Source organism: Pseudomonas sp. R1-1, assembly GCF_051132135.1.
Classification (GTDB): Bacteria; Pseudomonadota; Gammaproteobacteria; order Pseudomonadales; family Pseudomonadaceae; genus Aquipseudomonas.
Map to the genome: position 1 here is coordinate 3,037,007 of NZ_CP071663.1, position 14,823 is coordinate 3,051,829.

At 61.7% G+C, this 14,823-nt stretch carries 12 protein-coding genes; 6 read left to right on the forward strand and 6 right to left on the reverse strand.

Annotated elements, in window-relative coordinates; all coding sequences use genetic code 11:
- Positions 1-5 precede the first annotated feature (5 nt).
- Both efeO and efeU read right to left on the reverse strand, forming a co-directional pair.
- On the reverse strand, positions 6-1,205 hold the full coding sequence (efeO, locus tag J3P75_RS13705; RefSeq protein ID WP_434711146.1) for an iron uptake system protein EfeO: 1,200 nt from the start codon (positions 1,203-1,205) through the stop codon (positions 6-8).
- Positions 1,206-1,213: 8 nt separating this feature from the next.
- The gene (gene efeU, locus J3P75_RS13710) at positions 1,214-2,047 is read right to left on the reverse strand and encodes an iron uptake transporter permease EfeU (protein ID WP_434711148.1); all 834 of its coding nucleotides are present in this window, start codon (positions 2,045-2,047) and stop codon (positions 1,214-1,216) included.
- A gap of 402 nt (positions 2,048-2,449) precedes the next feature.
- On the opposite strand from efeU, the gene J3P75_RS13715 reads away from it, so the two are divergent.
- The 6 genes from J3P75_RS13715 to J3P75_RS13740 all read left to right on the forward strand — a co-directional run bounded on the left by J3P75_RS13715 (position 2,450) and on the right by J3P75_RS13740 (position 9,534).
- A complete protein-coding gene (locus J3P75_RS13715; RefSeq protein WP_434711150.1) occupies positions 2,450-3,466 on the forward strand; it encodes an AraC family transcriptional regulator in 1,017 nt (338 codons plus the stop codon).
- Between the two features lie 363 nt (positions 3,467-3,829).
- The gene (locus tag J3P75_RS13720) at positions 3,830-5,494 is read left to right on the forward strand and encodes an AMP-binding protein (RefSeq protein ID WP_434711152.1); all 1,665 of its coding nucleotides are present in this window, start codon (positions 3,830-3,832) and stop codon (positions 5,492-5,494) included.
- Positions 5,495-5,510: 16 nt separating this feature from the next.
- The gene (locus tag J3P75_RS13725) at positions 5,511-6,272 is read left to right on the forward strand and encodes an SDR family NAD(P)-dependent oxidoreductase (RefSeq protein WP_434711153.1); all 762 of its coding nucleotides are present in this window, start codon (positions 5,511-5,513) and stop codon (positions 6,270-6,272) included.
- Between the two features lie 12 nt (positions 6,273-6,284).
- A complete protein-coding gene (locus J3P75_RS13730; RefSeq protein ID WP_434711155.1) occupies positions 6,285-7,478 on the forward strand; it encodes an acetyl-CoA C-acyltransferase in 1,194 nt (397 codons plus the stop codon).
- Between the two features lie 139 nt (positions 7,479-7,617).
- Positions 7,618-8,745 (forward strand): acyl-CoA dehydrogenase family protein, encoded by a 1,128-nt coding sequence (locus J3P75_RS13735; protein WP_206415407.1) that lies wholly within the window; start codon positions 7,618-7,620, stop codon positions 8,743-8,745.
- Positions 8,746-8,760: 15 nt separating this feature from the next.
- Positions 8,761-9,534: an enoyl-CoA hydratase gene (locus tag J3P75_RS13740; protein WP_434711156.1), complete on the forward strand. Its 774-nt coding sequence runs from the start codon at positions 8,761-8,763 to the stop codon at positions 9,532-9,534.
- A 239-nt stretch (positions 9,535-9,773) separates the two neighbouring features.
- Here J3P75_RS13740 and J3P75_RS13745 read toward each other — a convergent pair whose 3' ends face one another.
- The 4 genes from J3P75_RS13745 to J3P75_RS13760 form a co-directional block, all read right to left on the reverse strand.
- Positions 9,774-10,925, reverse strand: a complete 1,152-nt coding sequence (locus J3P75_RS13745) for an acyl-CoA dehydrogenase family protein (protein WP_434711158.1) — start codon at positions 10,923-10,925, stop codon at positions 9,774-9,776.
- Between the two features lie 3 nt (positions 10,926-10,928).
- On the reverse strand, positions 10,929-12,035 hold the full coding sequence (locus J3P75_RS13750; RefSeq protein ID WP_434711159.1) for an enoyl-CoA hydratase/isomerase family protein: 1,107 nt from the start codon (positions 12,033-12,035) through the stop codon (positions 10,929-10,931).
- 142 nt (positions 12,036-12,177) lie between these two features.
- Complete coding sequence (locus tag J3P75_RS13755) at positions 12,178-12,867, reverse strand: HPP family protein (RefSeq protein WP_434711160.1); 690 nt, start codon at positions 12,865-12,867, stop codon at positions 12,178-12,180.
- A gap of 158 nt (positions 12,868-13,025) precedes the next feature.
- Positions 13,026-14,204, reverse strand: coding sequence for an MFS transporter (locus tag J3P75_RS13760; RefSeq protein ID WP_434711161.1), 1,179 nt, complete (start codon positions 14,202-14,204; stop codon positions 13,026-13,028).
- Positions 14,205-14,823: the final 619 nt, after the last annotated feature.

Consider the following 14,823-nt stretch of genomic DNA (forward strand, 5'->3'; position numbering starts at 1 on the left):
TCTGCTTACAGGCTGGAAAGGCCAAGGGCGGGGTCGATGCCATCCAGCGCGTCGGCCAGGGCCTGGGCTTTATTGGCGAGCTGCTGGCGTTGTTCGCCGCTGACGCTGTCGTAACTGACGTAGCCTTCAGCTGCTTTGAGGCTGCTCAGCGCGCTATCGAAGTCCACCAGCGCGGCGTCGATTTTCGGCAACAGTTCGGCGGCGGATTTGCTCAGCATTGGCCGCAGCAGATCGACCACCTTGTGCGCGGTCTGCGCATTGGCGGCGAAACCGTTGAGGTCCGTGTGGCTGTAACGTTCTTCTTCGCCGTTGGCGGCGCGCACGTCGGCGAGGGTGTTGAGGTTGCGCACGACGATGCTCACCAGTTGCTCCGGCGGCAACGACTGCGCGAGCAGTTGCTGTTTCAACTCGCTGACATCGCTGAGCAGTTGTTGCGCCACCGGCGCCAGGCTGTCGAGTTTGCGTTGCTTGAACAGCGCGTATTCGAGGCGATGGAAGCCGACGAAGCCCGGGTCCGCTTCGCGTTTTTCAAAGTAATCGGCGCGGGCATTGATGCGGTTATCCAGTTCGGCGAGGCGTTGTGCGGCAGGGGCCAAACGTTGATAGGCAGCACGCGCCGGCACATACAGCGCCTGCGCCTGACTCAGATCGCCGCTCACGATCGCCTGATTCAGGGCGCTCACCGCTTTGATCAATGCGCTGCTCTGGCTGGCGAGGTACACCCGGAATTCCGACAGCGGCCCGACGAAAGCCACCATCGACGGCTTGGCTTTGGCCGCAGCGTCGGACGCTGCAGTCGGGGTTACGTGCAAGGTGCCGCGCGGGTTGCTCAGCAAGCCGCAAGTGATCGCGTAATCGCCGGGTTGCAGGTTGGCGTTGATCACCTGGCTCAGGCCCGGCGCAATGTTTTCGCGCTCTTCGACCACCAGCACACCATCGAGGATTTCCCATTCAACGGCGCGGTCCGAGCGGTTGACGATGCGAAAACTGGCGCGCCCGGCCGGCACGCTCAGCGCATTCGGTTCGCACTGGCCCGGATGAATGTTGACCACCACTTCGTCGCGGTTGTGCTGGCGCTTGGCGGCGGCCAGTTGCGAGGCGTAGTAAAACAGCCCGCCGGCGGCGATCATCACCACCACCGAGCCGGCCACCGCCCAGCGCAAGGCGCGGGGAGGCGAGGCCTGAGGAGTTTTAGGCTTGGACATGAAGGCCCTTATTGGCTGGAAACGGAAGTCGATGACAGCGATGGCGCGGGTACGAAGAACAGCATCAGCGCCACCAGCAGATAGATCACATAGGCGCCGAGGGTGCTGACGGTCGGCGCGTCCTGATAACCGAACATGCCGGCCAGCACCGAGCCCAGCGGGCCATCCATCGGCAGGGTCGCGCTGAAGTCGAACAACACGGTCTGCCAGTGATTCCACAGCCCGGCTTCATGCAGCGCCTGCACCGAGTTGGCGAGAATCCCGGCGGCCACCACCAGAATGAACAGCCCGGTCCACTTGAAGAACGCCGAGAGATTGAGGCGCATGCTGCCGCTGTAGATCAGCAAGCCGACGATGACCGCCAGCACCAGCCCGAGCAATGCGCCGATCGGCGCGCCCGGGCCTTCGCTCTGCTGAAACACCGCGAGCAGGAAAAACACCGTCTCCAGGCCTTCGCGGGCGACAGCGAAGAACACCATGGCAATCAGCGCGATGACCTGATGCTTCGACGCGGTCAGCGCCTGATCCAGCGAGGCCTGCAACGAATGCTTGATCGAACGGGCGACCTTGCGCATCCAGAACACCATCGAACTGAGGATGCCCACCGCGACCAGCCCGACGATGCCTTCGAACAGCTCCTGCTGCTTTTGCGGGAATTCAGCGCTGACCAGTTCCAGGCCGCCGCCGACCAGCAAGGCGAGGGCGGCCGCGAGGAAAACCCCGATCCACACGGCAGGCATCCACTGCCCGCGGCCGGTTTGCTGGAGGTAACTGGCGATGATGCCAACGATCAGCGCGGCTTCAATGCCTTCGCGCAGCATGATCAGAAAGGGAACGAGCATTCGGCACAACCAACGGGTGATTTAGATAGGTAGCTAAGTTGTAACATAATGACACTCATTCCCAAATGGGGATGATTGACATTTAGCTGAACCTAACCTGAACAAACCCGATCTTCGCCTCACCCAAGCCCCTTGTAGGAGCGAGCCTGCTCGCGAAAGCGGTGTGTCATTCACCTTATGAGCAACAGACAGACCGCTATCGCGAGCAGGCTCACTCCTACAGGGGGGCGTGGACAGCCTAGATTCTGTGTATGACACCAATCCTGTGGGAGTGAGCTTGCTCGCGATGACGGCGGTACATTCAGCATCGCAGTCGCCTGACCCAACGCCTTCGCAAGCAGGCTCGCTCCCACAGCGGTAAGATGCCGGGCATCGGAATAACCATAAGGCTCGCCGCGTTCCATGTCGGAAAAAGACACCATTGCCATTCAACTGGTGCGCGAAGCGCTGCTGCAAAGTTGTGCGCCAGGCGCTGCCACGCAAGAAGCTCTGCACAAGGTCGGGATTGATCCGGCATTGCTGCAGGCCGAGCACGCGCGGGTGCCCGCATCGCAATACGCGAAACTCTGGCGCCTGCTGGCCCGACGCGGCGATGACGAATTTTTCGGCATGGACCCGCGCAAGCTCAAATCCGGCAGCCTGGCGTTCCTGTGCCGCAGCGCCATGGCGCAACCGACGCTGGCGGCGGGGCTGAGCACAGGCTTGAGTTTTCTCTCGCTGATGCTCGAGCGGTTGCCGGCGCAACTGGTGCACCAGCAAAGCCTGGCGGAAATCGTTCTGCTCGAAGACGACTACGAACCGCGCCGCGCCTTCACTTACTTCACCTACTGGATGATCGTCCACGGTGTCGCCTGCTGGCTGGCCGGGCGGCGCATTCCGATTCTGGCGATCGAACTGCGCTGCGCCGCGCCGGACTTCACCGATGACTATCAAGTGATGTTTTCGCAGAACCTGCGTTTCGGGCGCCCGCGCACGCGGATGATTTTTGCCGCTGACTGCCTCGATCTGCCGATCAAGCGCAGCCCGGAAGAATTGCAGCGCTTTCTCGCCCACGCACCGGCGAACATTCTGGTGAAGTACCGCGACCCGGAAAGCCTCGCCAGCCGGATCAAGCACGATTTGCGGCAGTTGCCCGCCGAACAGTGGCCGGAAACCGAAGCGCTGGCCCAGCAATTGTGCATGTCCGCCTCGACGTTGCGCCGTCGCTTGGCGTTAGAAGGGCAAACCTGGCAGGGCCTCAAGGACAGCGTGCGCAAGGAACTGGCGATCACCTGGCTGGCGGAGCCTTCGATCAGCTTCGCCGAAATCGCCGCGCGCCTCGGTTTTGCTGACGTGAGCTCGTTCTATAAGGCGTTTCGCAAATGGTCGGGGTCGAACCCTGGCCACTATCGCACTCTGATTCTGAATGAAGCTGTCTGAGCCGACGCCATCGCTAGCAGGCTAGCTCCCACAGTTTGAAATGCATTCCAACCTGTGGGAGCTAGCACTGCTAGCGATAGCGCCAGGACAGGCGCCGCCTATCGTGAGCCTTGACTGATCGTTCCCATGCTCCACGTGGGAATGCCTCAGGGGACGCTCCGCGTCCCAACCGGGGAAAGGACGCAGAGCGTCCGGGGCTGCGTTCCCACGCAGAGCGTGGGAACAATCATCTTCGCCAGGATTTTGGCCAAACCAGTCAACCAGCTTGATGGCTTTGACCATTGCCCGACGCTGCGCACAGCGCGACTATTCCTCTGTTGTTTACGGTTCCCAGCCTAATAAAAACACCGAGGGATTCTGGCAATGCGCGATTACTTGTCTGCCACCGCACAGTTCAACTATCAGCACACCGTCGATGCCGCGCTCAGCGGTTCGCTTGCAGCGCTCAACGCCTGTGTCGAATGTTGCGACCGCCACGCCTTGCCGGGGCGCATCGCCTTGTTCTGGGAGGGCCGCGACGGCAGCAGTGCGACGTACACCTTCACTGACCTGCAAGACAAAGCCGCGCGTTTCGCCAATTTCCTCCTCGCCCAGGGCGTGCAGAAGGGCGACAAGGTCGCCGGATTGTTGCCGCGCAATGTCGAGCTGCTGATTACTGTGCTCGCCAGCTGGCGCATCGGTGCGGTGTATCAACCGTTGTTTACCGCCTTCGGCCCGAAAGCCCTCGAACACCGTCTGAACAGTTCCGGCGCCAAAGTCGTGGTGACCGATGCGGTCAACCGCCCGAAACTCGCTGAAGTCGCCGATTGCCCGACGCTGGTCACGGTGGGCGGCGCCAAGGGGCAGGGCATCGTGCGTGGCGATTACAGCTTCTGGGCCGAGCTGGCCAACTATTCCAGCGCATGCGAAGCGGTGCTGCTGACCGGCGACGATCCTTTCCTGCTGATGTTCACCTCCGGCACCACCGGCCCGGCGAAAGCATTGTCGGTGCCGCTCAAAGCCATCGTTGCTTTCAAGAGCTACACCCGTGACGCCGTGGATCTGCGCCCGGAAGATTCATTCTGGAACGTCGCCGATCCAGGCTGGGCCTACGGCATTTATTTCGGCGTCACCGGGCCGTTGGCGCTGGGCCATCCGATCACTTTCTACGATGGGCCGTTCACCCTCGAAAGCACCTGCCGGATGATCAACAAATACGCCATCAGCAACCTCACCGGGTCGCCGACGGCCTATCGTCTGCTGATTGCCGGCGGTGACGAATTCGCCAAGTCGATCAAGGGCAAACTGCGCATCGTCAGCAGTGCCGGCGAGCCGTTGAACCCGGAGGTGATTCGCTGGTTCGCCGACCATCTCGACGTGGTCATCCACGACCACTACGGCCAGACCGAACTGGGCATGGTTCTGTGTAACCACCACGGTCTCGAGCATCCGGTGCACGTCGGCGCCGCCGGTTTCGCCTCGCCGGGCCACCGCATCGTGGTGCTCGATGAACACCACAACGAACTCGGCGTCGGCCAGCCCGGCATTCTCGCGATTGATCGTCCGCAGTCGCCGATGTGCTGGTTTGGCGGCTACGAAGGCGCGCCGACCAAGGCGTTTGTCGGCAACTATTACCTCAGCGGCGACACCGTGGAATGGAACCCGGACGGCAGCATCAGCTTCGTCGGCCGCAGCGACGATGTGATCACCACCTCCGGCTACCGTGTCGGCCCGTTCGATGTCGAAAGCGCTTTGATCGAGCACCCGGCTGTGGTCGAAGCGGCGGTGGTCGGCAAACCCGACCCGGAACGCACCGAACTGGTCAAAGCCTTCGTTGTGCTCAGTGCGCAATACCGCGCAGCCCCCGAGCTCGCCGAAGAACTGCGCCAACACGTTCGCAAGCGTCTGGCCGCGCATTCATACCCGCGGGAAATCGAGTTTGTCAGCGAATTGCCCAAAACCCCGAGCGGCAAATTGCAGCGCTTTATCCTGCGCAACCAGGAAATCGCCAAGGCTCAAGAGGCCGCGGCGCATAACGTTTCAGCTTGAATCGAAGGAAACAGTCATGCAGATCGAGAACAAGGTTTTTATCGTCACCGGCGGTGCGTCGGGCCTCGGCGCGGCCAGCGCTGAGCTGCTGGTCAACGCCGGTGCGAAAGTGATGCTGGTGGACATGAACGCCGAGGCCGTGGCCGCTCAGGCGCAGCGTCTGGGCGCGAAAAGCGTGGTCGCCGACATCAGCAACGAAGCCGCCGCCGAAGCGGCGGTGCAGGCAACCCTCGATGCGTTTGGCAGCCTCAACGGCCTGATCAACTGCGCCGGCATCGTCCGTGGCGAGAAGATCCTTGGCAAGACCGGCCCGCATGCCCTGAGCAGTTTTGCCCAGGTGATCAACGTCAACCTGATCGGCAGTTTCAACATGCTGCGCCTCGCCGCCGCGGCGATTGCCGAGTCCGAAGCCAACGCCGACGGCGAGCGCGGGGTGATCATCAACACCGCCTCGGTGGCGGCGTTTGACGGCCAGATCGGTCAGGCGGCGTACTCGGCCTCCAAAGGTGCGATCGCCAGCCTGACCTTGCCAGCCGCCCGCGAACTGGCGCGCTTTGGCATCCGCGTGATGACCATCGCCCCGGGCATTTTCGAAACGCCGATGATGGCCGGCATGACCCCGGAAGTGCGCGACTCGCTGGCCGCCGGCGTCCCGTTCCCGCCACGCCTGGGCAAGCCTGCCGAATACGCCGCGCTGGTGCGCCACATTATCGAAAACAGCATGCTCAACGGCGAGGTGATCCGTCTCGACGGCGCCTTGCGCATGGCCGCGAAGTAAGGAGGATTTGCCATGACTATTTCCAATGATCCGATTGTCATCGTCAGCGCAGTGCGCACGCCGATGGGTGGGTTTCAGGGCGAACTGAAGAGCCTCACCGCGCCGCAGCTCGGTGCTGCCGCCATCAAGGCCGCCGTCGAGCGCGCCGGTGTCGCCAGCGATGCGGTCGACGAGGTGCTGTTCGGTTGCGTGCTGCCTGCCGGCCTCGGCCAGGCGCCGGCACGTCAGGCTGCGCTGGGCGCCGGGCTGGATAAATCGACCCGCTGCACCACGGTCAACAAGATGTGCGGCTCGGGCATGGAAACCAGCATTCTCGCCCACGACATGCTCATCGCCGGCAGCGCCGATGTGGTGATCGCCGGGGGCATGGAAAGCATGTCCAACTCGCCGTATCTGCTCGATCGCGCCCGCGCCGGTTACCGCATGGGCCATGGCCGCGTGCTCGATTCGATGTTCCTCGACGGTCTCGAAGACGCCTACGACAAAGGTCGCCTGATGGGCACCTTCGCTGAAGACTGCGCCGAAACCAATGGCTTCAGCCGCGAAGCCCAGGATGCGTTCGCCATCGCCTCGACCACCCGCGCCCAGCAGGCGATAAAGGACGGCAGCTTCACAGACGAAATCGTTCCGCTGACCGTAACCGTGGGCAAAGAGCAGGTGCTCATCAGCCATGATGAACAGCCGCCAAAAGCCAAACTGGACAAGGTTGCTTCGCTGAAACCGGCGTTCCGCGAAGGCGGTACGGTGACTGCGGCCAACTCGAGCTCGATCTCCGATGGTGCCGCGGCGCTGGTGCTGATGCGTCAATCGCAGGCGCAAACCCTGGGCTTGAAACCGCTGGCGGTGATCCATGGCCACGCCGCTTTCGCGGACACGCCGGGGCTGTTCCCGACCGCGCCGATCGGAGCGATCAAGAAGCTGATCAAGAAAACCGGCTGGACGCTGGAGCAGGTCGACCTGTTCGAGGTCAACGAAGCGTTCGCCGTGGTCGGCATGGCGGCGATGACCCACCTGGAAATCCCCCACGACAAGCTCAACGTGCACGGCGGGGCTTGTGCGCTCGGTCACCCGATCGGCGCGTCCGGTGCGCGGATTCTGGTGACCTTACTGGCGGCGCTGCGGCAGAAGCAGCTCAAGCGTGGTATTGCGGCAATCTGCATTGGCGGCGGCGAAGCCACGGCCATGGCTGTGGAATGCGTTTATTGATTTACGCAGTTCCTTTGTAGGAGTGAGCCTGCTCGCGATAGCGTCTTTTCAGTCAGTAATGATTTGTCTGACCCACCGCTATCGCGAGCAGGCTCACTCCTACAGGGTTAGCAGAGCGACTGATATATAAGGATTCACCATGATTCCCAACGAAGACCAAACCCAGATCCGCGACATGGCCCGGCAGTTCGCCGAGGAGCGCCTCAAGCCGTTCGCCGCCGAGTGGGATCGCGAGCACCGTTTCCCCAGGGAAGCCATCGCCGAGATGGCCGAGCTGGGGTTTTTCGGCATGCTGGTGCCGGAGCAGTGGGGCGGTTGCGAGACCGGTTACCTGGCCTACGCCATGGCCCTGGAGGAAATTGCTGCCGGCGACGGCGCCTGCTCGACAATCATGAGCGTGCACAACTCAGTGGGTTGCGTGCCGATCCTCAAGTTCGGCAATGACGATCAGCGCGAACGCTTTCTCAAGCCGCTGGCCAGCGGCGCGATGCTTGGCGCCTTTGCCCTGACCGAGCCGCAGGCCGGCTCCGATGCCAGCAGCCTGAAGACCCGCGCCCGGCGCGAGGGCGATCATTACGTGCTCAATGGCTGCAAGCAGTTCATCACCTCTGGGCAAAACGCCGGGGTGGTGATTGTGTTTGCGGTGACCGATCCGAGCGCCGGCAAGCGCGGCATCAGCGCGTTTATCGTGCCCACTGATTCACCGGGCTACAGCGTCGCGCGGGTCGAAGACAAACTAGGCCAGCATGCGTCGGACACCTGCCAGATTCTTTTCGAAGAACTCAAGGTGCCGCTGGCCAACCGTCTGGGCGAGGAGGGCGAAGGCTACAAGATCGCCCTGGCCAACCTCGAGGGTGGCCGCGTCGGCATCGCCGCGCAGTCGGTGGGCATGGCCCGCGCAGCCTTCGAAGCGGCGCGCGACTACGCCCGTGAACGTGACACCTTTGGCAAGCCGATCATCGAGCATCAGGCGGTGGCGTTTCGTCTGGCCGACATGGCCACGCAGATCGCTGTCGCCCGGCAAATGGTGCATTACGCGGCAGCCTTGCGTGACAGCGGCCAGCCGGCACTGGTCGAGGCATCGATGGCCAAGCTGTTCGCCTCGGAGATGGCCGAGAAGGTCTGCTCGATGGCCTTGCAAACCCTTGGCGGTTACGGTTACCTCAACGACTTTCCGCTGGAACGCATCTACCGCGACGTGCGGGTCTGCCAGATCTACGAAGGCACCAGCGACATTCAGCGCATGGTCATTTCGCGCAATCTCTGACAAGGAATCTTCTTCATGACGTACGAAACCATCCTGCTCGAAACCCACGGCCGCGTCGGCCTGATCACCCTCAACCGGCCGCAGGCGCTGAATGCGCTGAATGCACAACTGGTCAGCGAAGTGAACCAGGCCCTCGACGCGCTGGAAGCTGACGTCAATATTGGCTGCATCGTGCTTACCGGTTCGAAAAAGGCTTTTGCCGCCGGGGCCGATATCAAGGAAATGGCCGAGCTGACCTATCCGCAGATCTACATGGACGATCTGTTCAGCGACAGCGACCGCGTCGCCAACCGCCGCAAGCCGATCATCGCTGCGGTCAACGGTTTCGCCCTTGGCGGCGGTTGCGAACTGGCGTTGATGTGCGACTTCATCCTGGCCGGCGACAACGCCAGATTCGGCCAACCGGAAATCAACCTCGGCGTGCTCCCTGGCATGGGCGGCACCCAACGCCTGACCCGCGCCGTGGGCAAGGCCAAAGCCATGGAAATGTGCCTGAGCGGGCGCATGATCGATGCCGTGGAAGCCGAGCGCTGCGGCATCGTCGCGCGGATCGTGCCGAGTGATGAATTGCTTGATGAAGCGCTGAAAGTGGCGGCGGTGATTGCCGACAAGTCACTGCCGATTGCGATGATGATCAAGGAAAGCGTGAACCGCGCCTTTGAAGTCAATCTGAGCGAAGGCGTGCGGTTTGAGCGTCGGGTGTTTCATGCCGCGTTTGCCACGCAGGATCAGAAAGAAGGGATGGCGGCGTTTATTGGCAAGCGGGCTGCTGAGTTTCAGGGTAAGTAAGCGGCAGAAGCAAAAGCAAAAGCCAAGGCAAAAGCCCCTCACCCTAGCCCTCTCCCGGAGGGAGAGGGGACTGATTGGGGGATGCTGTAGATGTGTGCCAACCTGAGCAGGCTTCACTGAATCTACAATCGACTCGGTTTTTCAGGTCGATGCATAGCGCCAGACACCTCGGTCGGCTCCCTCTCCCTGGGGAGAGGGCTGGGCGGGCGGCGTTCCGATGAGGGGAAGGGCCGACACCACTACAACTGATAGTTCTTCAAATCCCGCGCAATCACCATCCGCTGAATCTCGCTCGAACCCTCATAAATCTGGGTAATCCGCGCATCGCGGTAGTACTTCTCGACCGGGTAATCCTCCAGATAGCCATAGCCGCCATGAATCTGAATCGCTGACGAGCAGACCTTCTCGGCCATTTCCGAGGCAAACAGCTTGGCCTGCGACGCTTCCGACAAACACGGTTTGCCCGCCGTGCGCAGCCGCGCCGCATGCAGTATCAGCAAGCGTGCCGCGTTGATCTGCAGGTGCATGTCGGCCAGCAGGTTGGCGATGCTCTGGTGTTCGATGATCGGCTTGTCGAACTGCACGCGCTCCTGGGCATACGCCAGCGCCGCTTCGAACGCTGCCCGGGCGATGCCCAATGCTTGCGCGGCGATGCCGATGCGTCCGCCTTCGAGGTTGGACAAGGCGATCGCCAGGCCTTTGCCGCGTTCGCCGAGCAGGTTGGCTTCGGGAATGCTGCAGTTGTTCAGCGTCACGGCGCAGGTGTCCGAGGCGCGGATGCCCATTTTGTGTTCGGTACGATCGACGATGAAACCCGCGGTATCGGTCGGCACCAGAAACGCCGAAAGGCCTTTCTTGCCCAGCTCCGGATCGGTCACCGCAAACACGATCGCCAGCTTCGCCCGTTTGCCGTTGCTGACAAATTGCTTGGCGCCGTTGATCACCCATTGGCCGTCGCGCAATTCAGCGCGCGTGCGCAGGTTGTGCGCTTCGGAGCCGGCCTGCGGCTCGGTCAGGCAGAAGCAGCCGATGGTTTGCCCGCTGGCCAGATCAGCCAGCCAGGTTTGCTTCTGCTCGTCGCTGCCGTAATTGAGCACCGGCCCGCAGCCCACCGAGTTGTGGATGCTCATGAACGCACCGGTGGCCCCGTCACCGGCGGAGATTTCCTCTACGGCCAGCGCATAGGCGACGTAGTCGACGTAAGTGCCGCCCCATTCTTCCGGCACCACCATGCCGAGCAGACCGAGTTCGCCCATCTTCGCCACCAGCGCGTCGTCGATCCAGCCAGCCTTTTCCCAGGCTTGTGCGTGCGGTGCGATCTCGCCACGGGCAAAATCCCGGGCCATGTCGCGGATCATCACTTGTTCTTCAGTCAATTCGAGATCGTGCATGGCTCAGCTCCCGCTCTCATCAAAACCGTGGAAAAAACTCACGACGTGCGCAACGTCCAGTTCGGCGAGGGTCGGCGGATTCCAGCGCGGTATCTTGTCTTTATCGATCAACAGCGCGCGCACGCCCTCGATCAGATCGCCACGGGCAAACCATTGGCGATCCAGATGCAGTTCCAGGTCAAAGCAACGCTCAAGGCTCAGTTGACGTCCGCGGCGGAGCATTTCCAGCGTCACGGCCATCGCCAGCGGCGAGCGGGTTTCCAGCAAATCAGCGGTAGTCAGCGCCCAGTCGTGGCTGTTGGCGACGGTCACTTCGCGCATTTGCTCGACCATGCTCGGCACATCCGGCAGGGCGAAAAAGTGATCGATGGCCGGGCGCAGGGCTTGCAGCGGCGCATCCGGGAGGGTTTGCACGGCGTGCTTGGCGAGCAGGTTCTGCAGCGCTTTGAGCGGCGTGTCCTGCCATTCCATCTGATCGAGTTTTTCATCGAGCAGCGCCAGTTTGCTGCTGTCCAGATACCAGTCGGCCAGGCCGCAATACAGCGCATCGGCCGCACGAATCTGCACGCCGCTGACGCCCAGGTAAATCCCCAGTTCGCCGGGAATGCGCGTGAGGAAATAGCTACCGCCTACATCCGGGAAATAACCGATCGCCACTTCCGGCATCGCCAGACGGCTCTTCTCGGTGACCACGCGCAAATCGGCGCCTTGCACCAGGCCCATGCCACCGCCGAGGACGAAACCGTCCATCAGCGCCAGCACCGGTTTGCGGTAGTGATGGAGGGTCAGGTCGAGGGCGTATTCCTCGACAAAGAAATCTTCATGCAGGGTGTCGCCGCTTTTGAAGCTGTCATACAGCGAACGAATGTCGCCGCCGGCGCAGAAGGCTTTTTCGCCGGCGCCGCGCAGAACAATAGCGTGCACGTTGGCATCGGTAGCCCAGGCATCGAGCTGCTGTTGCAGCTGACGGACCATGTCGAGGGTGATGGCGTTGAGGCCGGCGGGGCGGTTCAGGGTCAGGTGACCGATGTGGTTGCGCACCTCGGCCAGCACTTCGTTTTGCGTGGCATCCATGGACGGGGTCCGCTGGGATGAAGCCTGAGCTGTCATCTGTAACTCCCTGCTTTTATTGTCTTTATTCGAAAAGCCCGCGAACGGGCCGTAGCCGATCGTAACAGTGCAAAATTGTCGTGTACAACCCGGATATGTGCAGGCGCTGTTTGCGTTTTTACCTTAGTCGAACCGCGAAAAATTACTTGGAAAAAACTTCCCCGATGCTGCGACGCTTGGCATACAGCTCGCTGACGTGCACCAGGCGCTCAAGGTCTTCGGGGGTGACGTCGATAAACGCCTCCATCTCCGCCAGCGCCAGTTTCAGGTCTTCGGCGGTGATGGCGAGGCTGTCGACCGGCGTCACCAGCGGCGCCGGTTCGGCCGGGCGTTTCGGGTAGCGGATGCGGGTCAGGTTGTTGTAGGCGAGGGCGCTGCCGAGCATGCACAACGCGCCGAGCATTACCGGTTCCATGGCTTTCCAGTCCATGGCGATGGTGGCGGGGTCAGCCAGCACCAACGTCAAAGCCAGGGCACCGGCCGGTGGATGCAGGCAACGCAGCCAGCACATCAGAATCAACGCCATGCCCGCCGCCAGACAGGCACTGCCGAGGGTGCGGCCGAGGACGTGAGCGACCAGCAGCGCCACGACGCCGGCACACAGATAACCGCCAAGGATCGACCATGGCTGGGCGAGGGCGCCCGAGGACACGGCGAACAGCAGCACTGCCGATGCGCCCAGCGGGCCGATCAGGTGATAGGCAACGTCATGGCCGAAGACTTGTGCGCACATCCAGACACTGAACAACGTCCCCAGCGCCATGCCGATGGCGGCGCGGCTCCATTCGGTGGGACGGGTGTTGATGGCGGCGGGCAACCAGCGAGCGAGCATGTGAATCCGATCCTTTGCAGCAAATTCGAGACAAAAAAAAGGACTTGTCCGGCATATCCGGAAAGCCCTCGAAGCGTTCCAACATTGGGGGAGGAACGCGCACAGTGTGCCGGGCAAAGTCGATGCTGACAAATTCATATTAATGCAGATTTAGTGCATTATTTTTGAATTGAAGCGACGCGGCGTCCACTGATGAAGCACAGATAACCGCCCGCTGCTGCCAGCGCACTCAGGGCATAGAACATGCTTGGCGCCGCCGTGTGCATCAACAGAAAGCCGCACATGACCGGACTCGCCGCACCGCCGAGCGCGGCGAGGTTCTGCGCGCCGTAGTAGCTGCCGCGCAATTCTTCCGGGGCGAGGGTGTCGACGAAGAGAAAATCGGCCGGGTAGATGATCATTTCGCCGAGGGTGAAGATGAACATCGCCACGCACCAGCCAACGAGGCTGTCGGCCAGACTGAAACCGATCAGGCCGACGATGAACAGCGCGGTGCCGCCGGCAATCCAGTAACGCAAGTGTTCGCGACTGAGCAAGCGGCCGACCTGATATTGCAACAGGATCACCGTGATCGCGTTGCAGGCGAGCAGGGCGGCCATGGTGTCGAGCGTCTGTTGCTGGGTGTGGGTGACCAGCAGGTATTGCGACAGGTACAGGGTAAAGCGCCCGTGCACCAGCGTGCTGAGCAGGCAGCCGAGGGTGAACAGGATCATCGTGCGGTCGTTCTTGAGGATGATCAGTGTGTTGAGGAAACTCTGTGGTGGCGTGAGGGTTGCGGCCGGACTGGCTTCCCGGGCAGCGCCGAACAGAAGAAAGATACTGCCGATGGCGATCATGCCCGCAACGATGAAAGGCGCCGCCGGCTGCACACCGGCGATGACCACGCCGATCATCGGGCCGACGGCGTAGCCGATGTTGGTCAGCGTGTAATTGAGCGAGAACGCCTTGCCCCGTTGGCCTACTGGCAAGTTTTCGCTGAGGATGGCTTTGGAGCCGATCAGGAACAGCGCCGAGGCGGTTTCGCTGATGATCAGCACGAGCGTGACCAGGTAGAGGTTTTGCGCGAAGGTGAGCAGGATCAGGCCGATGCCGCTGGAGAGCATGGTGAGGATCAGCAAGCGGCGTTTGTCGAGCCGGTCGATGATGTAGCCGCCGTACAAGGACAGCAGCGTGGCGCTGAATACGGCGATGCCCAGAAGCAGGCCTACGTCCTGGGGGTTGAGGCCGAGTTTGTTGCTCAGGAACAGGGTCAGCAGTGGGCTGATCAGGGCACGGCTGACGACGACGCTCAGGGAGCTGATCATCAATCGGCGAATGAGGGGCGAATAGGTGGCCACGAAGTTTGAATGTCCTTGTTTCAGAGGCTTGGCGGGCGAGGGTCATCCTCCCTGTGCGTCTGCTGGCGGTCAAGGGCCATACCGAAATCCCTTGTGGGAGCGAGCCTGCTCGCGAAGGCGGTTTGTCTGGCTATGGTTTTCTGGCTGATTGAGTACATATCCGTTGCTGCGGTAACGGCTACTTAAGGTTCCGCTCTTACAGCGGGTCACCTTTTTCAAACGCCAAAAAGGTAACCCAAAACGCTTGCTCCTACGTTCGGCCCTCGCAGGCTCGGGTTCCTTCGCTGCGGGATCGCTCCGGGCGCAGCGGCTACGGTTTGCTTCGCTGCACCTACTTCCGCTGTGTACGACTTCGTCGTACGGTCGCTGCGCTCCCACGCCCGGATCAATCCCTCCACTCAGCCTTCCGATGTCGCCGGTTAGGCAAGATCAAGATCAAGAGCACTCGAGCTAACGCTCATTGTTGAGTGGTGAAGAGCGGAGCGGTTGGCTTGGAATTGGTGGTGTGGCTGCCCCTCACCCCAGCCCTCTCCCGGAGGGAGAGGGAGCCGATTTTGGTTGGTTTTGAGATTTGCATTCGACTCGGTATCGCAGGTCGACGTAGCCCTCACAATCACCC

Excerpts from the sequence above, each read along its gene's own strand:
- efeO (WP_434711146.1), bottom strand. The coding sequence starts at position 1,205 with ATGTCCAAGCCTAAAACTCCTCAGGCCTCGCCTCCCCGCGCCTTGCGC.
- efeU (WP_434711148.1), bottom strand. The coding sequence starts at position 2,047 with ATGCTCGTTCCCTTTCTGATCATGCTGCGCGAAGGCATTGAAGCCGCG.
- J3P75_RS13715 (WP_434711150.1), top strand. The coding sequence starts at position 2,450 with ATGTCGGAAAAAGACACCATTGCCATTCAACTGGTGCGCGAAGCGCTG.
- J3P75_RS13720 (WP_434711152.1), top strand. The coding sequence starts at position 3,830 with ATGCGCGATTACTTGTCTGCCACCGCACAGTTCAACTATCAGCACACC.
- J3P75_RS13725 (WP_434711153.1), top strand. The coding sequence starts at position 5,511 with ATGCAGATCGAGAACAAGGTTTTTATCGTCACCGGCGGTGCGTCGGGC.
- J3P75_RS13730 (WP_434711155.1), top strand. The coding sequence starts at position 6,285 with ATGACTATTTCCAATGATCCGATTGTCATCGTCAGCGCAGTGCGCACG.
- J3P75_RS13735 (WP_206415407.1), top strand. The coding sequence starts at position 7,618 with ATGATTCCCAACGAAGACCAAACCCAGATCCGCGACATGGCCCGGCAG.
- J3P75_RS13740 (WP_434711156.1), top strand. The coding sequence starts at position 8,761 with ATGACGTACGAAACCATCCTGCTCGAAACCCACGGCCGCGTCGGCCTG.
- J3P75_RS13745 (WP_434711158.1), bottom strand. The coding sequence starts at position 10,925 with ATGCACGATCTCGAATTGACTGAAGAACAAGTGATGATCCGCGACATG.
- J3P75_RS13750 (WP_434711159.1), bottom strand. The coding sequence starts at position 12,035 with ATGACAGCTCAGGCTTCATCCCAGCGGACCCCGTCCATGGATGCCACG.
- J3P75_RS13755 (WP_434711160.1), bottom strand. The coding sequence starts at position 12,867 with ATGCTCGCTCGCTGGTTGCCCGCCGCCATCAACACCCGTCCCACCGAA.